General features: G+C 51.0%; 14 protein-coding genes. 13 read left to right on the top strand and 1 reads right to left on the bottom strand.

The annotated features are described in order from the left end of the window. The coding region (gene sseA, locus EA14781_RS14590) for a 3-mercaptopyruvate sulfurtransferase (RefSeq protein WP_000108596.1) at positions 1-836 on the bottom strand (836 nt) is incomplete at its 3' end. Positions 837-1,042: 206 nt separating this feature from the next. Here sseA and yfhM point away from each other — a divergent pair. The 13 genes from yfhM to EA14781_RS14655 all read left to right on the top strand — a co-directional run bounded on the left by yfhM (position 1,043) and on the right by EA14781_RS14655 (position 20,769). Next, entirely contained in the window at positions 1,043-6,013 is a 4,971-nt protein-coding gene (gene yfhM / locus EA14781_RS14595; RefSeq protein ID WP_000736242.1) for an alpha2-macroglobulin, read from the top strand. After that, positions 6,014-8,326, top strand: coding sequence for a peptidoglycan glycosyltransferase PbpC (pbpC, locus tag EA14781_RS14600; RefSeq protein WP_000088746.1), 2,313 nt, complete (start codon positions 6,014-6,016; stop codon positions 8,324-8,326). A gap of 148 nt (positions 8,327-8,474) precedes the next feature. Beyond that, complete coding sequence (gene ndk / locus EA14781_RS14605; protein ID WP_000963839.1) at positions 8,475-8,906, top strand: nucleoside-diphosphate kinase; 432 nt, start codon at positions 8,475-8,477, stop codon at positions 8,904-8,906. A gap of 149 nt (positions 8,907-9,055) precedes the next feature. Then, a complete protein-coding gene (gene rlmN, locus EA14781_RS14610; protein ID WP_000003320.1) occupies positions 9,056-10,210 on the top strand; it encodes a dual-specificity RNA methyltransferase RlmN in 1,155 nt (384 codons plus the stop codon). Positions 10,211-10,494: 284 nt separating this feature from the next. Beyond that, the gene (gene rodZ / locus EA14781_RS14615) at positions 10,495-11,502 is read left to right on the top strand and encodes a cytoskeleton protein RodZ (protein WP_001090821.1); all 1,008 of its coding nucleotides are present in this window, start codon (positions 10,495-10,497) and stop codon (positions 11,500-11,502) included. A gap of 26 nt (positions 11,503-11,528) precedes the next feature. Beyond that, positions 11,529-12,647: a flavodoxin-dependent (E)-4-hydroxy-3-methylbut-2-enyl-diphosphate synthase gene (gene ispG / locus EA14781_RS14620; protein ID WP_000551806.1), complete on the top strand. Its 1,119-nt coding sequence runs from the start codon at positions 11,529-11,531 to the stop codon at positions 12,645-12,647. Positions 12,648-12,757: 110 nt separating this feature from the next. Then, positions 12,758-14,032, top strand: a complete 1,275-nt coding sequence (gene hisS / locus EA14781_RS14625; protein ID WP_001107154.1) for a histidine--tRNA ligase — start codon at positions 12,758-12,760, stop codon at positions 14,030-14,032. A 17-nt stretch (positions 14,033-14,049) separates the two neighbouring features. Then, complete coding sequence (gene yfgM, locus EA14781_RS14630) at positions 14,050-14,670, top strand: ancillary SecYEG translocon subunit YfgM (protein ID WP_000409212.1); 621 nt, start codon at positions 14,050-14,052, stop codon at positions 14,668-14,670. 10 nt (positions 14,671-14,680) lie between these two features. Continuing rightward, entirely contained in the window at positions 14,681-15,859 is a 1,179-nt protein-coding gene (gene bamB / locus EA14781_RS14635) for an outer membrane protein assembly factor BamB (protein ID WP_001177060.1), read from the top strand. 117 nt (positions 15,860-15,976) lie between these two features. Beyond that, entirely contained in the window at positions 15,977-17,449 is a 1,473-nt protein-coding gene (gene der / locus EA14781_RS14640; RefSeq protein WP_024164746.1) for a ribosome biogenesis GTPase Der, read from the top strand. 225 nt (positions 17,450-17,674) lie between these two features. Beyond that, the gene (locus tag EA14781_RS14645) at positions 17,675-18,937 is read left to right on the top strand and encodes a tyrosine-type recombinase/integrase (protein WP_001096655.1); all 1,263 of its coding nucleotides are present in this window, start codon (positions 17,675-17,677) and stop codon (positions 18,935-18,937) included. A gap of 391 nt (positions 18,938-19,328) precedes the next feature. Next, positions 19,329-19,718: a hypothetical protein gene (locus EA14781_RS14650; protein WP_224394355.1), complete on the top strand. Its 390-nt coding sequence runs from the start codon at positions 19,329-19,331 to the stop codon at positions 19,716-19,718. A gap of 52 nt (positions 19,719-19,770) precedes the next feature. Continuing rightward, positions 19,771-20,769: a hypothetical protein gene (locus EA14781_RS14655; protein WP_000780855.1), complete on the top strand. Its 999-nt coding sequence runs from the start codon at positions 19,771-19,773 to the stop codon at positions 20,767-20,769. Positions 20,770-21,266: the final 497 nt, after the last annotated feature.

Here is a 21,266-nt window from a genome sequence, read left to right on the forward strand (position 1 = left end):
CACCCGACGGGTAAATCTGTCCTCGCTCCCCATTCACTCCATGCGCCGTCGTACAATTTCACATTTGGCACATCCAGCGTCGCGAGCGCCAGCAACACGACGGCTGCCGTTACCCCAGATCCGCAACTGACGATAATGGGTTTGTCATAGCTGACGCCGCGGCTAAAAAATATCGCATCCAGCTCATCGGTCGTTTTTAGTTCACCTTCACGCACCAGTTCCGTCCACGGAACATTCAGCGCGCCGGGAATATGTCCGCGACGTAAACCTGCGCGGGGTTCATCGATTTCCGCGTTAAAACGCGCCGCCGGGCGAGCATCGATAATTTGTGCTGTTTTTTCATGGCTTGCCAACAACACATCGGTCACTTTTACTACGGCTTCTGGGGTAAACGTGGCATTAAATTCCCCTTCTTGCAGTTCCACCGGGCCTTCTTCTAACAGCAAATCATCGCGCTGCCAACCTGCTAATCCCCCGCCCAGAATCGATACCCTCTCTACGCCAAAAGTACGCAGCATCCACCATGCGCGCGGAGCAGAAAATAAATTGCCTTCGTCATAGACAATCAGGTGTTTGTCCTGATTGACGCCCAGCTCACGCATTGCAACGGCGAACGTTTCCGGGCGAGGCAGCATGTGCGGGAGTGGGGAGGTTTGATCGGAAAGCGCTTCTATATCGAAAAAAACGGCGCCGGGAATGTGACCGTGCAGATATTCCTGGGCAACGTTGCGATCTTCCTGCCCGGGTGGCGCCATGCGGGCATCAATAATCTGAATTTCCGGGTCATCAATATGTTCGGCGAGCCAGTCGGCTCCAACAAACCAGGTGGTGGACATAGGCATCTCCATTTTTGCCGGGGTTAAGCTAAATTGTCGGATGTTTGCCGAAAAGCGACAAGTAAAAGAGGTTAATTTGGCGGATTGAGCCACATTTATCGCCAAAATTCAGATTCTGTAGGTGTGATACTGAATTACATAAAGTGTATTCTCACGCATAATAATTATTCGACGTTGATAACGGGCCATTGTGGCAGGGATGATAAATGAAAAAGTTACGCGTAGCCGCCTGTATGTTAATACTGGCGCTGGTAGGGTGTGATAACAACGATAACGCGCCAACAGCGGTGAAAAAAGAGACGCCTGCTGGACAATCTTCTGAAGTGACGAAAGAGGCATCTTCGGAAAACGCGAGTTCTGCAAAACTCTCCGTGCCAGAACGACAAAAACTGGCACAACAGAGTGCGGGTAAAGCACTAACTTTGCTGGATCTTTCTGAAGTACAGCTGGATGGCGCAGCAACGCTAGTGCTGACTTTTTCCATTCCGCTTGACCCGGAGCAAGATTTCTCGCGTGTCGTCCATGTTGTCGATAAAAAAAGCGGCAAAGTGGATGGCGCCTGGGAACTGTCAGATAATCTTAAAGAACTGCGTTTACGCCACCTTGAACCTAAACGTGATTTGATCGTTACTATTGGGCAAGAAATTAAGGCGCTCAATAACGCCACTTTCAGTAAAGATTACGAAAAAACGATCACTACGCGTGATATCCAGCCCAGCGTCGGTTTTGCCAGCCGTGGTTCATTGCTTCCCGGTAAAGTTGTGGAAGGATTGCCGGTAATGGCACTCAACGTTAACAATGTCGATGTTAATTTCTTCCGTGTGAAGCCTGAATCTCTTCTAGCTTTCATTAGCCAGTGGGAATACCGCAATTCTCTGGCGAACTGGCAATCAGACAAGCTGCTGCAGATGGCGGACCTGGTCTATACCGGACGTTTTGATCTTAATCCTGCGCGTAACACCCGCGAAAAATTATTGCTGCCGCTGGGCGATATCAAACCACTTCAGCAAGCGGGAGTTTATCTGGCGGTAATGAATCAGGCTGGACATTATGAATATAGCAATCCGGCAACGCTGTTTACGTTAAGTGATATCGGCGTGTCGGCTCACCGTTACCGTAATCGTCTGGATATCTTTACCCAAAGCCTGGAAAACGGCGCGGCCCAGCAGGGAATTGAAGTCTCGTTATTGAATGAGAAAGGGCAAGCTCTGAGCCAGGCGACCAGTGATGCACAGGGCCATGTGCAACTGGAAAACGATAAAAATGCGGCGCTGTTGCTGGCGCGTAAAGATGGTCAGACAACGCTGCTCGATTTAAAACTTCCGGCGCTGGACTTAGCGGAGTTCAATATCGCGGGCGCGCCGGGCTACAGCAAACAGTTTTTTATGTTTGGTCCACGCGATCTTTATCGCCCTGGCGAAACAGTAATCCTCAACGGTTTACTGCGTGACGCAGATGGTAAGGCGTTGCCGGAGCAACCCATCAAGCTGGACGTCATCAAACCCGACGGGCAGGTACTCAGGAGCGTCGTTAGTCAGCCGGAAAATGGCCTCTACCACTTTACCTGGTCACTCGATAGCAATGCGGCAACCGGTATGTGGCATATTCGCGCTAACACGGGCGATAACCAGTATCGGATGTGGGATTTCCACGTCGAAGATTTTATGCCAAAGCGTATGGTGCTGAATCTGACTGGTGAGAAAACCCCGCTAACGCCGAAAGATGCAGTGAAATTCTCCGTGGTGGGGTACTACCTGTATGGTGCGCCTGCGAACGGCAACACATTACAAGGGCAGCTTTTCCTGCGCCCACTGCGTGAAGCTGTGGCAGCCTTACCCGGTTTTGAATTTGGTGATATTGCTGCCGAAAACCTTTCCCGAACGCTTGATGAAGTCCAGTTAACTCTGGATGACAAAGGACGCGGCGAAGTTTCCACGGACAGTCAGTGGCAAGAAACACACTCCCCATTACAGGTTATTTTCCAGGGCAGTCTGCTGGAATCTGGCGGTCGCCCGGTGACGCGTCGCGTTGAACAGGCGATCTGGCCTGCCGATACGTTGCCAGGGATCCGCCCACAGTTTACGGCGAAATCGGTTTACGATTATCGTACTGACAGCACTGTAAAACAGCCTATTGTTGATGAAGGCAGTAATGCGGCTTTTGACATCGTTTATAGCGATGTGCAAGGCGTGAAAAAAGCCGTGTCGGGCTTGCAGGTGCGCCTGATTCGCGAACGTCGTGATTACTACTGGAACTGGTCGGAAGAGGAAGGCTGGCAATCACAGTTTGATCAAAAAGATCTGATCGAAAATGAACAAACGCTGGATCTACAGGCAGATGAAACCGGCAAGGTGAGTTTCCCGGTAGAGTGGGGCGCTTATCGTCTGGAAGTCAAAGCGCCGAATGAAGCAGTCAGCAGCGTGCGTTTTTGGGCCGGATATAGCTGGCAGGATAACAGCGACGGCAGCGGCGCGGTGCGCCCGGATCGTGTCACGTTGAAGCTGGACAAAGCCAGCTATCGTCCAGGCGATACCATGAAGTTGCACATTGCGGCGCCAACAGCGGGTAAAGGCTACGCGATGGTTGAGTCCAGCGAAGGCCCGCTATGGTGGCAAGAGATTGATGTTCCAGCGCAAGGGCTGGATTTGACTATTCCGGTCGATAAAAACTGGAATCGGCACGATCTCTACTTAAGTACATTGGTCGTGCGTCCGGGCGATAAATCCCGCTCTGCCACGCCAAAACGCGCGATTGGCGTATTGCATCTGCCGCTTGGCGATGAAAACCGCCGTCTCGATCTGGCACTGGAAACTCCAGCGAAAATGCGCCCAAATCAGCCGCTCACCGTGAAGATTAAAGCCAGCAATAAAAGGGGCGAGACGCCAAAACAGGTGAATGTGCTGGTGTCCGCGGTTGATAGCGGCGTATTGAATATTACTGATTATGTCACCCCAGATCCGTGGCAGGCGTTCTTCGGTCAGAAACGCTATGGTGCAGATATTTACGATATTTATGGTCAGGTCATTGAAGGTCAGGGACGCCTGGCGGCACTGCGCTTCGGTGGCGATGGCGATGAGCTCAAACGCGAGGGTAAACCGCCGGTAAATCATGTCAATATTGTTGCACAACAGGCACAGCCGGTAACGCTCAACGAACAGGGTGAAGGTACGGTTACGCTGCCGATTGGCGATTTTAACGGTGAACTGCGTGTCATGGCGCAGGCCTGGACATCAAATGACTTTGGCAGTAGTGAAAGCAAAGTCGTTGTTGCTGCACCAGTGATTGCTGAACTTAACACACCGCGCTTTATGGCCAGTGGCGATACCTCGCGTCTGACATTGGATATCACTAATCTGACTGATAAACCGCAAAAACTGAACGTCGCCCTGACCGCCAGCGGTTTGCTTGAACTGGTCAGCGATTCTCCCACGGCCGTTGAATTAGCGCCGGGAGTGCGTACCACGCTGTTTATCCCGGTGCGTGCATTGACCGGCTATGGTGATGGCGAAGTGCAGGCGACCATCAGTGGTCTGGATTTACCGGGTGAAACCGTTGCCGATCAACATAAACAGTGGAAAATTGGCGTCCGCCCGGCATTTCCGGCACAAACGGTCAATTACGGTATGGCATTGCAGCCTGGTGAAACATGGGTGATGCCGGTTGAGGAATTGCAAAACTTCTCTCCTGTTTCTTTAGAAGGGCAATTGTTGTTGAGCGGTAAACCACCGTTGAACATCGCACGTTATATCAAGGAGTTAAAAGCCTATCCGTACGGTTGTCTGGAACAAACCGCCAGCGGCCTGTTCCCGTCGCTTTATACCAATGCAGCCCAGTTGCAGGCGTTGGGGATAAAAGGTGACAGTGATGATAAACGTCGCGCCGCCGTTGATATTGGCATTTCTCGCTTACTGCAAATGCAACGTGATAATGGCGGCTTCGCGCTGTGGGATAAAAATGGCGACGAAGAGTACTGGCTGACCGCCTACGTGATGGATTTCCTGGTTCGTGCGGGTGAGCAGGGGTACAGCGTATCGGTTGACGCCATTAACCGGGGAAATGAACGTCTGCTGCGCTACTTACAAGATCCAGGCATGATGTCGATCCCATACGTAGATAATCTCAAAGCCAGCAAATTTGCTGCTCAGTCTTACGCTGCGCTGGTGCTGGCGCGTCAGCAAAAAGCACCGCTTGGCGCGCTGCGGGACATCTGGGAGCGCCGCGCTGATGCCACATCTGGTTTGCCGCTGTTGCAACTGGGTATCGCGCTGAAAACCATGGGCGATGCGACGCGTGGTGAAGAAGCGATTACGCTGGCGCTGAAAACACCGCGTAATGATGAGCGGAAATGGCTGGGCGATTACGGTAGCCCACTGCGCGATAACGCGTTGATGCTCTCCTTGTTGGAAGAAAATAAGCTGTTGCCTAATGAGCAGAACGTCTTGTTGAACACACTTTCACAGCAGGCGTTTGGTGAACGCTGGCTATCAACTCAGGAAAGTAACGCGCTGTTTCTGGCGGCCCGTACGATTCAGGATTTACCGGGTAAATGGCAGGCGCAAACGTCTTTCTCTGCTGAGCCGCTGACAGGCGAGAAAGCGCAAAACAGCAATCTGAATAGCGACCAACTTGCCGCTTTGCAAGTGACCAACCGTGGCGACCAGATGTTATGGCTGCGTGTGGATGCCAGCGGTTATCCACAGTACGCACCGCCACCGGCGAATAATGTTCTGCAAATTGAACGTCATATTCTTGGTACTGACGGCAAGAGCAAATCTCTGGAATCACTGCGTAGCGGCGATCTGGTACTGGTCTGGTTACAGATAAAAGCCAGTAACAGCGTGCCGGATGCGCTGGTTGTTGATTTACTTCCTGCCGGTCTGGAGCTGGAAAATCAGAATCTGGCAAACGGCAGCGCCAGCCTGGAGCAAAGTGGTGGCGAAGTGCAGAACTTGCTGAACCAGGTGCAGCAGGCGAGCATTAAACACATAGAGTTTCGTGATGATCGCTTTGTGGCAGCGGTTGCCGTTGATGAATATCAACCGGTAACGCTGGTGTATCTGGCGCGGGCAGTGACGCCGGGAACGTATCAGGTGCCGCAGCCGATGGTGGAATCGATGTATGTTCCTCAATGGCGGGCGACTGGCGTGGCTGAAGATCTGTTGATTGTCAGACCGTAAATGTCTCGTCTGTTAAGTAAGCGCGGCGGCTGGATTGCACTGGTCGCCGCGCCCGTTTTGCTTTTTCTTGCCGCATGGGGAGCAGATAAACTCTGGCCTCTGCCGCTACATGAAGTTAATCCCGCACGCGTGGTGGTGGCGCAGGATGGAACGCCGCTGTGGCGTTTTGCCGATGCTGAGGGGATCTGGCGCTATCCGGTGACCATCGAAGACGTTTCTCCGCGTTACCTTGATGCACTCATCAATTACGAAGATCGCTGGTTCTGGAAACATCCGGGAGTAAACCCACTTTCAGTCGTGCGTGCTGCCTGGCAGGATCTCACTTCCGGGCGTGTTATTTCTGGTGGCAGTACGCTCACCATGCAGGTGGCGCGGTTGCTTGATCCTCATCCCAAAACTTTTGGCGGCAAAATTCGCCAGCTCTGGCGCGCGTTGCAACTGGAGTGGCACCTGTCTAAACGTGAAATTCTGACGCTGTATCTTAACCGTGCCCCGTTTGGCGGTACGTTACAGGGGATTGGTGCGGCAAGCTGGGCTTATCTCGGTAAATCTCCTGCTAACTTAAGTTATTCTGAAGCGGCGATGTTGGCGGTATTACCGCAGGCGCCCAGCCGACTTCGCCCGGATCGCTGGCCGGAACGCGCTGAAGCTGCACGCAATAAAGTGCTGGAACGCATGGCGGCACAAGGCGTGTGGTCCCGCGAGCAGGTAAAAGAATCAAGTGAAGAACCCATCTGGCTGGCCCCCAGCCAAATGCCGCAACTGGCGCCGCTTTTTTCGCGGATGATGCTTGGTAAAAGTAAAAGCGACAAAATCGTAACGACCCTGGATGCCGGACTCCAGCGGCGACTGGAAGAATTGGCGCAAAACTGGAAAGGACGATTGCCACCGCGCAGTTCACTGGCGATGATCGTGGTTGATCATACCGATATGCGTGTTCGTGGTTGGGTGGGATCGGTCGATCTCAATGACGATTCACGTTTTGGTCATGTTGATATGGTTAATGCGATCCGATCGCCAGGATCGGTGCTTAAACCATTCGTCTATGGTCTGGCTCTGGATGAAGGATTGATCCACCCGGCATCGCTGTTGCAGGACGTTCCCCGGCGTACTGGTGATTATCGGCCAGGCAACTTTGACAGTGGTTTTCATGGGCCAATCAGCATGAGCGAGGCGTTGGTGCGCTCGCTGAACTTACCTGCCGTGCAGGTTCTGGAAGCCTACGGTCCAAAACGTTTTGCAGCAAAGTTACGTAACATCGGTTTGCCGTTGTATCTGCCGAACGGCGCCGCGCCGAACCTGTCGCTGATCCTCGGAGGGGCAGGCGCGAAGCTGGAGGACATGGTGGCGGCATATACAGCTTTTGCTCGCCACGGTAAAGCAGGTAAATTGCGTCTACAACCAGATGAGCCGTTGCTTGAACGCCCGTTGATGTCGCCGGGAGCGGCGTGGATTATTCGCCGGATTATGGCAGATGAAGCGCAACCCTTACCGGACGGCGCTTTGCCGCGAATCGCCCCGCTGGCATGGAAAACCGGCACCAGCTATGGCTATCGCGATGCATGGGCGATAGGTGTTAATGCTCGCTATGTGATTGGTATCTGGACCGGCAGGCCAGACGGTACGCCGGTTGTCGGTCAGTTTGGTTTTGCCAGCGCCGTACCGTTGTTGAATCAGGTTAATAACATTTTGCTATCGCGAAGTGCGAATCTGCCGGAAGATCCGCGTCCAGAGTCGGTTAGCCGTGGCGTAATCTGCTGGCCTGGCGGGCAATCATTGCCGGAAGGCGACAGTAACTGCCGCCGTCGCCTTGCGACCTGGTTGCTGGACGGTAGCCAGCCGCCAACATTATTATTGCCGGAGCAAGAAGGGATTAACGGTATTCGCTTTCCCATCTGGCTGGATGAAAAGGGCAAACGTGTCGCCGCCGATTGCCCTCAGGCACGGCAAGAAATGATTAATGTATGGCCGCTTCCGCTGGAACCGTGGTTGCCAGCCCAGGAACGCCGCGCCGCACGCCTGCCTGCGGCATCGACAACCTGCCCGCCGCATGGGCGTGACGCCTGGTTACCGTTGCAACTGACAGGCGTACGTGATGGCGCCATTATTAAGCGTTTACCTGGCGCTACTGAGGTGTCTTTACCGGTGCAAACCAGCGGTGGGGCGGGGGAACGTTGGTGGTTTCTGAATGGTGAGCCGTTAACCGAACGTGGATACAGCGTGACTTTGCGTTTGACAGAAAAAGGTGATTATCAATTACTGGTGATGGATGAGGTGGGCCAGGTGGCGACGGTGAGATTTGTCATGCAGTAATCTGTTTTAACGATGTTTGTTGCTTAAACTAGGTTTATTTTAAAAAAATGTTACCTTCGTCAATAGTCAACTACCGTGTTGCTCATTATAATCCGCGCCATCTCGTACGCAGGTACAGACAACAACAGAACACTTTACAGAGGTAAACATGGCTATTGAACGTACTTTTTCCATCATCAAACCGAACGCGGTAGCAAAAAACGTCATTGGTAATATCTTTTCGCGCTTTGAAGCTGCAGGGTTCAAAATTGTCGGCACCAAAATGCTGCACCTGACAGTTGAACAGGCTCGTGGCTTCTATGCTGAACACGATGGAAAACCGTTCTTTGATGGTCTGGTTGAGTTCATGACCTCTGGTCCGATTGTGGTTTCCGTGCTGGAAGGTGAAAACGCCGTTCAACGCCACCGCGATCTGTTGGGGGCAACTAACCCGGCAAATGCACTGGCAGGGACTTTACGTGCCGATTACGCTGACAGCCTGACTGAAAATGGTACTCACGGTTCTGATTCCGTAGAATCTGCCGCTCGCGAAATCGCTTACTTCTTCGGTGAAGGCGAAGTGTGTCCGCGCACCCGTTAATAATTTCGTAAATGCCGCGTGCAAACGTGGCATACGTGCGCCAGAATTTGTACAATGCAGCGCCCCCGGACGAGCAGCCGCTCACCGGGGCGTTTCTTTTTTCAACCCTCCAGGGGCCATAACGTGTAATAACGAGGCCGGAATAGCATATGTCTGAACAATTAGTCACACCTGAAAACGTCACCACGAAAGATGGAAAAATTAACCTGCTGGATCTCAACCGTCAGCAGATGCGGGAGTTTTTTAAAGATTTAGGTGAAAAACCCTTCCGCGCCGATCAGGTGATGAAGTGGATGTATCACTATTGCTGCGACAACTTTGATGAGATGACCGACATCAATAAAGTGTTGCGTGGCAAACTGAAAGAGGTCGCGGAGATTCGCGCACCGGAAGTGGTTGAAGAACAGCGTTCATCTGACGGTACTATTAAGTGGGCGATTGCTGTAGGCGATCAGCGCGTTGAAACGGTTTATATCCCGGAAGACGACCGCGCCACGCTCTGTGTCTCCTCGCAGGTGGGGTGTGCGCTGGAGTGTAAATTCTGTTCTACCGCTCAGCAGGGCTTTAACCGCAACCTGCGGGTGTCGGAAATTATCGGCCAGGTATGGCGAGCGGCGAAAATCGTCGGCGCAGCAAAAGTCACTGGTCAGCGCCCAATCACTAACGTAGTGATGATGGGGATGGGCGAGCCGCTGCTCAACCTCAACAATGTGGTTCCGGCGATGGAAATCATGCTCGATGATTTCGGTTTTGGTCTGTCGAAACGTCGCGTCACGCTTTCCACTTCCGGTGTGGTTCCGGCGCTGGATAAACTGGGCGATATGATTGATGTTGCGCTGGCAATCTCTCTGCATGCGCCGAATGATGAAATTCGTGACGAAATTGTACCGATCAACAAAAAGTACAATATCGAAACGTTCCTTGCTGCGGTACGCCGTTATCTGGAAAAATCCAACGCTAACCAGGGACGCGTCACTATCGAGTATGTGATGCTCGATCATGTTAACGACGGTACAGAACATGCGCACCAATTAGCGGAACTGCTGAAAGATACGCCGTGTAAGATCAACCTGATCCCATGGAACCCGTTCCCGGGGGCGCCGTATGGTCGCAGCTCAAACAGCCGTATCGACCGTTTCTCAAAAGTGCTGATGAGCTACGGTTTTACTACCATTGTGCGTAAAACCCGTGGCGATGATATCGATGCTGCCTGTGGTCAGTTGGCGGGCGATGTTATCGACCGCACTAAACGTACTTTGCGTAAACGGATGCAGGGCGAAGCCATCGAGATTAAAACGGTCTGATAACGATTACGCCATGGTTGCTTTATGTACCGTGGCGTAATCTTTTATGAATGAAGTATTAAGTTGCAATTGTCTGGTCAATATTAACGGTGCGTTTTTGCTGACTTTAAGGCAGTATGTAACGATGCAACAATCAGTTAGCCTTAACGAATATGGCTTTTGTCACGAGCATACAGACAGTCTTATACTGTATGATAAAGGTTAACTTTACGGATGTTTCGCGGTGTGGGTGGGCAAGATGGCTCACCGGCATCCCAATTCTCATTTAAACGTACCTGCAGCGAATGAATACTGAAGCCACGCACGACCAAAATGAAGCACTTACCACCGGCGCTCGCTTGCGTAATGCCCGCGAACAACTTGGACTTAGCCTGCAAGCCGTTGCAGAGCGACTTTGCCTGAAAGTTTCCACGGTACGCGACATTGAAGAAGATAAGGCGCCTGCCGATCTTGCTTCAACATTCCTGCGCGGGTATATCCGCTCTTATGCGCGTTTGGTACATATCCCAGAAGAAGAACTGTTGCCGGGGCTGGAAAAGCAGGCTCCGTTGCGGGCCGCAAAAGTTGCTCCGATGCAGAGTTTCTCTCTCGGTAAGCGACGTAAAAAACGCGACGGTTGGCTGATGACCATCACCTGGTTGGTGTTGTTTGTGGCTATCGGCCTGAGCGGTGCCTGGTGGTGGCAGGATCATAAAGCTCAGCAGGAAGAGATCACCACCATGGCAGATCAATCTTCTGCGGAATTAAATAATAGCCAGAGTGTGCCGTTAGATACGTCGACTACCGCAGACCAGGCTACAGACACGCCGCCAGCGGCAGCGGATACCACCGCGGCTAACACGCAAACGCCAGCGACAACAACCCCTGCGCCAGTTGTAGATCCGCAGCAAAACGCGGTTGTTCCTCCTTCGCAAGCGAATGTTGATACGGCTGCCACTACCACACCTGCTGTTCCGGCCACGACAACGACGCCAGAGACCGCAGCGCCGTTGCCAACCGATCAGGCTGGCGTGACGACCCCGGCGGCTGACCCGAATGCGCTGGTGATGAACTTTACTGCCGATTGCTGGCTGGAAGTTACTGATGCTACCGGTAAAAAACTGTTCAGCGGAATGCAGCGTAAAGACGGCAATTTGAATTTAGTCGGTCAGGCGCCATACAAACTGAAAATTGGCGCGCCAGCCGCAGTACAGATCCAGTATCAAGGGAAACCTGTCGATCTGAGTCGTTTTATCAGAACTAACCAGGTTGCGCGTCTGACCGTAAATGCCGAACCTTCATCGGCGCAGTAACAGACGGGTAACGCGGGAGATTTTTCATGCATAACCAGGCTCCAATTCAACGTAGAAAATCAACTCGCATTTACGTTGGGAATGTGCCGATTGGCGATGGCGCCCCCATCGCTGTACAGTCTATGACTAATACACGCACGACGGACGTCGAAGCGACGGTCAATCAAATTAAGGCGCTGGAACGTGTCGGCGCTGATATCGTGCGTGTGTCCGTACCGACGATGGACGCGGCAGAAGCGTTCAAACTTATCAAACAGCAGGTTAACGTACCACTGGTGGCCGACATCCACTTTGACTATCGCATTGCGCTAAAAGTCGCAGAGTACGGTGTCGATTGTCTGCGTATTAACCCTGGCAACATCGGTAATGAAGAGCGTATTCGCATGGTGGTTGACTGCGCGCGCGACAAAAACATTCCGATTCGTATTGGTGTAAACGCGGGATCGCTGGAAAAAGATCTGCAAGAAAAGTATGGCGAGCCGACACCGCAGGCGTTGCTGGAATCCGCCATGCGTCATGTTGATCATCTCGATCGTTTGAATTTTGACCAGTTCAAAGTCAGCGTGAAAGCGTCTGACGTCTTTCTGGCGGTAGAGTCTTATCGTCTGCTGGCAAAGCAGATCGATCAGCCGCTGCATCTTGGGATCACCGAAGCCGGCGGTGCGCGCAGTGGCGCGGTGAAATCTGCTATTGGTTTAGGTTTGCTGTTGTCCGAAGGTATTGGCGATACGTTGCGTGTTTCGCTGGCTGCCGATCCGGTCGAAGAGATAAAAGTCGGTTTCGACATTCTGAAGTCGCTACGTATCCGTTCCCGCGGAATCAACTTCATCGCCTGCCCAACTTGTTCTCGTCAGGAGTTTGACGTCATCGGCACGGTTAACGCACTCGAACAGCGTCTGGAAGATATTATCACTCCGATGGACGTTTCGATTATCGGCTGCGTGGTGAATGGCCCCGGCGAGGCGCTGGTTTCTACGCTCGGCGTAACTGGCGGCAACAAGAAAAGCGGCCTCTATGAAGATGGCGTGCGCAAAGACCGTCTGGACAACAACGACATGATCGACCAACTGGAAGCGCGCATCCGTGCGAAAGCCAGCCAGTTGGATGAGGCGCGTCGCATTGACATTCAGCAGGTTGAAAAATAATAACGTGATGGGAAGCGTCTCGCTTCCCGTGTATGATTGAACCCGCATGGCTCCCGAAACAATAACGGAAGCGTTGAGGGTTCATTTTTATATTCAGAAAGAGAATAAACGTGGCAAAAAACATTCAAGCCATTCGCGGCATGAACGATTACCTGCCTGGCGAAACGGCCATCTGGCAGCGCATTGAAGGCACACTGAAAAACGTGCTCGGCAGCTACGGTTACAGTGAAATTCGCTTGCCGATTGTAGAGCAGACCCCGCTATTCAAACGTGCGATTGGTGAAGTCACCGACGTGGTTGAAAAAGAGATGTATACCTTTGAGGATCGCAATGGCGACAGCCTGACTTTGCGCCCTGAAGGGACGGCGGGCTGTGTACGCGCCGGCATCGAGCATGGTCTCCTGTACAATCAGGAACAGCGTCTGTGGTATATCGGACCAATGTTCCGTCACGAACGTCCGCAAAAAGGGCGTTATCGTCAGTTCCATCAGTTGGGCTGCGAAGTTTTCGGTCTGCAAGGCCCGGATATTGATGCCGAACTGATTATGCTCACCGCCCGCTGGTGGCGCGCGCTGGGTATTTCCGAGCACGTAACTCTTGAGCTGAACTCTATCGGTTCGCTGGAAGCTCGTGCGAATTACCGCGATGCGCTGGTGGCATTCCTTGAGCAGCATAAAGAAAAGCTGGACGAAGACTGCAAACGCCGCATGTACACTAACCCGTTGCGCGTACTGGATTCAAAAAATCCAGAAGTACAGGCGCTGCTCAACGATGCGCCGGCATTAGGCGACTATCTTGATGATGAGTCTCGCGAGCACTTTGCCGGGCTGTGCAAATTGTTAGAGAGCGCGGGTATTGCCTATACCGTTAACCAGCGTCTGGTGCGCGGGCTGGATTACTACAATCGTACCGTTTTCGAGTGGGTAACTAACAGCCTTGGCTCCCAGGGTACGGTATGCGCTGGCGGTCGCTATGACGGTCTGGTAGAGCAGCTCGGCGGTCGCGCAACGCCGGCAGTTGGCTTTGCAATGGGACTCGAGCGTCTTGTTTTGTTGGTTCAGGCAGTTAACCCGGAATTTAAAGCCGATCCTGTTGTCGATATATACCTGGTGGCATCTGGTGCCGATACGCAATCCGCGGCACTGGCATTAGCCGAGCGTCTGCGTGATGAATTACCTGGCGTAAAACTGATGACCAACCACGGCGGCGGCAACTTTAGGAAACAGTTTGCCCGTGCTGATAAATGGGGTGCCCGCGTTGCTGTGGTGCTGGGTGAGTCTGAAGTGGCTAACGGCACGGCAGTAGTGAAGGATTTGCGCTCTGGTGAGCAAACGGCAGTCGCGCAGGATAGCGTAGCCGCGCATTTGCGCACGTTACTGGCTTAATTCAGGAGAAGGACAGCGTGGAAATTTACGAGAACGAAAACGACCAGGTTGAAGCGGTGAAGCGCTTCTTTGCTGAAAATGGCAAAGCACTGGCTGTTGGGGTGATTTTAGGCGTTGGCGCACTGATTGGCTGGCGCTACTGGAACAGCCATCAGGTTGAGTCCGCACGCTCCGCTTCTCTTGCTTATCAAAATGCGGTTATCGCCGTTAGCGAAGGCAAACCGGATAGCATCCCGGCGGCGGAAAAATTCGCTGCGGAAAATAAAAATACCTACGGTGCGCTGGCTTCTTTGGAACTTGCGCAGCAATTTGTTGACAAAAATGAGCTAGAGAAAGCTGCCGCTCAGCTACAACAAGGGCTGGCGGACACGAGCGATGAAAATCTCAAAGCCGTGATAAATCTGCGTCTTGCCCGAGTTCAGGTGCAGCTCAAGCAGGCTGATGCCGCGCTGAAAACTCTCGATACCATTAAAGGTGAAGGGTGGGCTGCCATTGTTGCCGACTTGCGTGGTGAAGCATTGCTGAGCAAAGGTGATAAACAAGGCGCGCGTAGTGCATGGGAAGCAGGCGTAAAAAGCGATGTTACTCCGGCACTGAGCGAAATGATGCAGATGAAAATTAATAATTTGTCCATCTGAGAGGGACCCGATGCAATTGCGTAAATTACTGCTGCCAGGACTGCTTTCCGTTACCCTTTTAAGCGGCTGTTCGCTGTTTAACAGCGAAGAAGATGTGGTAAAGATGTCCCCATTGCCGACCGTTGAAAACCAGTTTACGCCGACGACCGTATGGAGTTCTTCCGTTGGTAGCGGTATTGGCAACTTTTACTCCAATCTTCATCCGGCGCTGGCGGACAACGTTGTCTATGCAGCGGACCGCGCTGGTTTAGTGAAAGCGATGAATGCGGATGACGGTAAAGAAATCTGGTCTGTCAACCTTGCGGAGAAAGATGGTTGGTTCTCAAAAGCGCCAGCACTGCTTTCCGGCGGTGTGACCGTATCTGGCGGTCATGTTTACATTGGCAGCGAAAAGGCGCAGGTTTACGCGCTGAATACCAGCGATGGTACTGTGGCATGGCAAACTAAAGTGGCGGGCGAAGCGCTTTCTCGTCCGGTAGTTAGCGATGGACTGGTGTTAATTCACACCAGCAACGGTCAGTTGCAGGCGCTGAACGAAGCTGACGGCGCCATTAAATGGACGGTTAACCTTGATATGCCTTCGCTCTCGTTGCGTGGCGAATCTGCGCCAGCTACTGCCTTTGGCGCAGCCGTTGTCGGTGGTGACAATGGTCGTGTCAGTGCGGTGCTGATGCAACAGGGTCAGATGATTTGGCAACAACGTATCTCCCAGGCGACCGGTTCTACTGAAATTGACCGTCTGAGCGATGTTGACACGACACCTGTCGTCGTTAACGGCGTTGTTTTTGCCCTGGCCTATAATGGTAATCTGACGGCGCTCGATCTGCGCAGCGGTCAGATTATGTGGAAACGCGAGCTGGGTTCGGTGAATGATTTCATCGTTGATGGTAACCGTATCTATCTGGTCGATCAAAATGATCGAGTAATGGCATTGACTATTGATGGCGGCGTTACGCTGTGGACGCAGAGCGATCTACTGCATCGTCTGCTGACTTCCCCGGTGTTGTATAATGGCAACCTGGTCGTGGGGGATAGCGAAGGTTATCTGCACTGGATTAAGGTTGAAGATGGTCGTTTCGTTGCCCAACAAAAAGTTGATAGTTCCGGTTTCCAGACGGAACCGGTTGCCGCTGATGGCAAACTGCTAATCCAGGCAAAAGACGGGACTGTGTATTCCATTACACGTTAATCGTCTCTGTCGTTCACTTTGAAAACGGCTCCTGGACAGGGGCCGTTTTCCTGTTTTTAACAACGACGCAAAAATGGCGTTTGTTGTCTGATGATTTATAAAAATGAGGCTTTAAACATGGTACCTGTGGTCGCGCTTGTCGGGCGCCCTAACGTAGGAAAATCCACGCTATTTAACCGTCTAACTCGCACCCGAGATGCGCTGGTTGCGGATTTCCCGGGTCTGACTCGTGACCGTAAGTACGGTCGTGCGGAAATTGAAGGCCGCGAGTTTATCTGTATTGATACCGGCGGGATCGACGGCACCGAAGAAGGGGTCGAAACCCGTATGGCGGAACAGTCGCTGCTGGCGATTGAAGAAGCGGACGTTGTGCTGTTTATGGTTGATGCGCGCGCAGGTCTGATGCCTGCGGATGAAGCCATTGCCAAACATCTGCGTTCTCGCGAAAAGCCCACCTTCCTGGTGGCGAACAAAACTGACGGGCTGGACCCCGATCAGGCCGTTGTTGATTTCTACTCGCTGGGTTTAGGGGAAATTTATCCCATTGCCGCTTCTCATGGTCGTGGCGTATTAAGTCTGCTGGAGCGCGTTCTGCTGCCGTGGATGGAAGAACTCGCGCCGCAGGAAGAAGTGGACGAAGACGCTGAATACTGGGCACAATTTGAAGCGCAAGAGAACGGCGAAGAAGAAGAGGAAGACGACTTTGACCCGCAAAGTCTGCCAATCAAACTGGCGATTGTTGGGCGCCCGAACGTCGGTAAGTCTACACTCACTAACCGTATTCTCGGTGAAGATCGCGTCGTGGTTTATGACATGCCCGGCACGACGCGTGACAGCATCTACATTCCAATGGAACGCGATGGACGTGAGTATGTACTCATTGACACAGCAGGTGTGCGTAAGCGCGGCAAAATTACTGATGCGGTAGAGAAGTTCTCGGTAATCAAAACGTTGCAGGCGATTGAAGATGCCAACGTAGTGATGCTGGTGATTGATGCGCGCGAAGGTATCTCCGATCAGGATCTCTCCCTGCTGGGCTTTATTCTTAATAGTGGGCGCTCACTTGTGATTGTGGTGAATAAGTGGGATGGTCTGAGCCAGGAAGTAAAAGAGCAGGTGAAAGAGACGCTGGACTTCCGTCTGGGCTTTATCGATTTCGCCCGCGTGCACTTTATTTCTGCATTGCACGGCAGCGGGGTTGGCAATCTGTTTGAATCGGTGCGCGAGGCTTATGACAGTTCGACTCGTCGTGTGGGGACTTCCATGCTGACGCGTATCATGACTATGGCCGTTGAAGATCACCAGCCGCCGCTGGTACGTGGTCGTCGCGTGAAGCTGAAATATGCCCACGCTGGTGGTTACAACCCACCGATTGTGGTGATTCACGGTAACCAGGTGAAAGACCTGCCAGATTCTTACAAGCGTTATCTGATGAACTACTTCCGCAAGTCGCTGGACGTAATGGGTACGCCGATTCGTATTCAGTTCAAAGAAGGGGAAAACCCGTATGCGAACAAGCGTAACACTCTGACGCCGACCCAGATGCGTAAGCGTAAACGTCTGATGAAGCACATCAAGAAAAGCAAATAACGAATCATCATGATTCACTAAACACTACAAAACCTTATAAGCCCGCATGTTGCGGGCTTTTTTATTATCACTAGTTGTCATAACAGTTCATAAAGATGCAAGATATTGTGTACACAAAAGTGTGCCCAAAGAGAGGTTCTTGTGGTTTGGGTACACGGTGTTAGAAATTGGGTACACGGTGACGATGGCTTTGCGTACCCGATGTAACGTATTCAGGTGTTCGTAATGGCAAAATTAACTGACCTACAAATCAAAGCTTGGATTAAAGCCGATGAGAGATTCGAAGGTAAGGCAGACGGAAACGGGCTTTATCTTCGATTTAGGAAAAGTGACAAATTCCCTAACTGGCGCTTTCGTTACAAGTTAGGCGGAAAATCACGAGTTGTGCTGATTGGTTCGTATACTGATTTCTCTCTTGCAAAAGCAAGAGAGGTCGCCAGAGAACTGGCAGCCCGTGTGTCTCTTGGTTATGACGTAGCAGGAGAGAAACAGAAGCGAAAAGCTGAAGCATTGGAAAAGATTGAAGCGCAAAAGAACGCAAAACGAGTATCAGATTTAGCTGTTGAGTATTACTCGCGGCAGATAGAACCCACTTACAAGCATCCGGAGCTATTTCGCAGTAGCTTACAAAAAAACATTGTCGCATCTATCGGCAAAATGAAAATTGAGGATGTACGCCCGAAACATATCGACTATGTTTTGCAGGATGTATTAGAGCGTGGTTCTCCTACAGTTGCGAATGACGTGCTAAGAATGCTTAAGCGTCTTTTTGATTATGCTGTTGTACGCGGGATGATTGAAGTAAACCCCGCGATTTCATTTAGTTCAAAAGATGCAGGTGGGAAAGAGCAAGGGCGTAAGCGAGCACTTACGCGTGAGGAGCTAGTAATGTTTTTTAAAGCTCTGCGTAAGGGGCGGGGGATTAGCAGAGAGAACGAATTAACGTTTAAAATCATTCTCGCACTAGGTGTTCGCAAGATGGAATTATGCGCTGCCGAGTGGTCGGAGTTTAATCTTGATGAAAAGGTTTGGCATTTTCCTGCTGATCGAGCAAAAAATGGTGAGGAGATAGACATCCCGCTAGCTGATCCTGTTATCGAGTGGATCAAGGAAATCCGTTTGTTTGCTGGTAATAGCCGCTGGTTAATTCCGGCAAGGAGGGGGAGGACTACATCGCACGTTAGTCGCAGTACGCTGAATATGGTTTTGCCTTCAGTATTAAAAGAGATGCCTGATGTTGAGCCATTTAGCATTCATGACTTACGACGTACGATGCGTACCCAGATGGCAGCATTGGGGATTGATCCTGTAATAGCTGAAAGATGTCTTAATCATAAAATACCCGGTGTTGAAGGTATTTATAATCGCCACCACTATTTTGAAGAGAGAAAAGCTGCGTTGGAGCAGTGGGCTGAACTGCTGGTTACGCTGGAAAGTGGTGAAGATTACAACGTCGTCCCCATGAGAAAATATAGTAACTGTAATTAGCTGGAGATCGAAATTATGGTGGCGATACAGCTTGTGTGGAGCTAGCGTATATGAAATTGAAACAGAACAAGGGCGAACTATAGGGATTGCTACGCGGGAATTTTTTTGTTGTAGACTTGGGATAATTGAAAAAATTATGTACAGTATTTATGGGGCAGGATGCCCCATAATGTGAACTAAACATAAACATGGATCGTTTTTATGGAAAATTACCTTACCGCGCGAGAGTCCGCGCAATATCTTGGCGTTTGTCTATCACGCTTTTACCAATATAAGCGTTACATTCCAGCTTTTCCGACTTGCACCATCCAATCTATCAACGGCAGAAAGCGCAGAGTATGGTTGGTTACAGATCTCGACCAATTCGCAGCCCGATTTCTGTAAGGGGCGAATGATGGAAGTATTAACACGAAACCAAGCTACCGCACAGATCCGCGATATTCTGTTAGATGGTCATAGCCTCACCCCAGCCCAATTTGATAGATACTTATCTGCTGCTGGTGGACATGAGCGCAGCCGTGTTTTAACACTGTTACGTAATGATTGGGGAGTTCCCGTCGAACAGCGAATGGATGGTGCATATCACATTCCAGAAAGGGATTTGGTAAAATATCGACTCGACAAAGCGGGAACGCTTTGTATATGGCGCACCAATGCAAGATACACGAAGATATTACGCAAGGTTGAGTCTGCGTTACGAATACTTAGGGGGATCAGAGGGGACGTGTCTGAATCGTCGTTCTCAGAGGTAACGCGAGCAATTGGGGAAAAGTACCTGTAAGACATAAAAAAACCCGCCCTGCCAGGCGGGTAATTTTAGGAACATATTTGCAATGAAATTATATCACGGGGATCGCGCTGAACAACACATCGTGCGCAAGCGTGGTGCATTTGTTGACGCTTACATGAAACCACGCAACCAAAACAGGCAAAGAAAGAAAACATGCCCAAACAGCCACATCAGAAAGCGCAAAGTGGCTTTTTCGATTGACAGGCTTAGAGCCTTCAAAAGACGTCTACTCTCTATCGATCTGGATGCTACACAAGGTGGAAACGCATATATGCTGACCTTACGCCCAGCACAGTGCATTACGCCGGAAACGTTTAAAACGGCGATAACCACATTCACACGCTCGCTGACGAGACGCAGTATTCCGTGGATATATTGCGTTGAGTGGGCAGCGTTTCAGGATACCCTACATTTACACATGATTGTGAAAGTTCCAGATGAGAATACAGCGAGAGACTTGCTGGTTGCGTGGGTAAAGCGCCAGCCATATGAGGGTCGCCGTAATTTAATTGAAAATCAAAATGTTAGAGTTGTATACAGCTTTGAGGTCCTATCGTACCTTACAAAAGGTAAAACTAAACTTAAGGAGTTTAATGCCAGAGCAGAAAAAAGCCCGTACGACTGGTTATCAATGTCCGTATGGGCGTCATCCAGTAATTGGACAACGCACGCATCGCAGATCATAACCCCAGAAGCAGCAGGATACTTTGAAGTACGGCGTACGCAGTTGAAACTTGAAGCGTCAAAAGCAAAAAGACCAGCACAGCGCCGCAGGATACAGCGAACACTGGCTGACTCACTCGAACGATCACATGTGAAACCAATCATCGTTACATGTAGCGATAAAACATACCACAACTTACAAACGCTAGCCCTCAGAAAAGCCGCAGAGGTAGAGCGTAGAAAGGCGCTACAAGCCAGACAGTACTCACCGAAGGCGATAACGCTTTGTGAATTGTTAAGAAGTAAACCGCTGTTGCTGGTGCTGAGAAAAGCACGCTTGAACATATCCAGAGAGAGAAGGATGCGCAGTTACTATTAGTAGTAGAGTTTTGCGACCGTTTGTGTTTTTTTTAATCAAAAATAGTCATTAAACCACAACATAATCTCCTTAAACGTCAGTAGCGAGAAAGCCGCCAAAGGCGGCGACTCGCATTCGACGATTAAGACCTGCCGCGGGAGAAAGCCGCCAGAGGCGGCGTATCCGCGTAGCTCAATGAAAAATCAACAGTCTTAGAAAAAACGCAATTTTGATGAAGGGCAACCCCATAGAAATATCAATGTTTAGGATTCACTCTTATAGAAAAATTGACGTATAAAAAACAACCAATATTATGGCGGAAAAAAGAAAAATAACAGGAAAAACAATGGTATAGATGCTTGCAATTGTATTGCTGAAAGCCCGAAAACCTGCAACGTAACGTCAACACTGTAAGCGTTTTTTGGCTGTTTTACCTATTCTCGACGCGTAAAAATCCCAGTCAGCGAAAAATCGTAATAGGAGCAATATTTGAGGTTTTCGGTGTGAAGTGGTGAAGA

Origin of the sequence: Escherichia albertii NBRC 107761 = DSM 17582, assembly GCF_000759775.1 — a bacterium.
Taxonomy (GTDB): Bacteria; Pseudomonadota; Gammaproteobacteria; order Enterobacterales; family Enterobacteriaceae; genus Escherichia; species Escherichia albertii.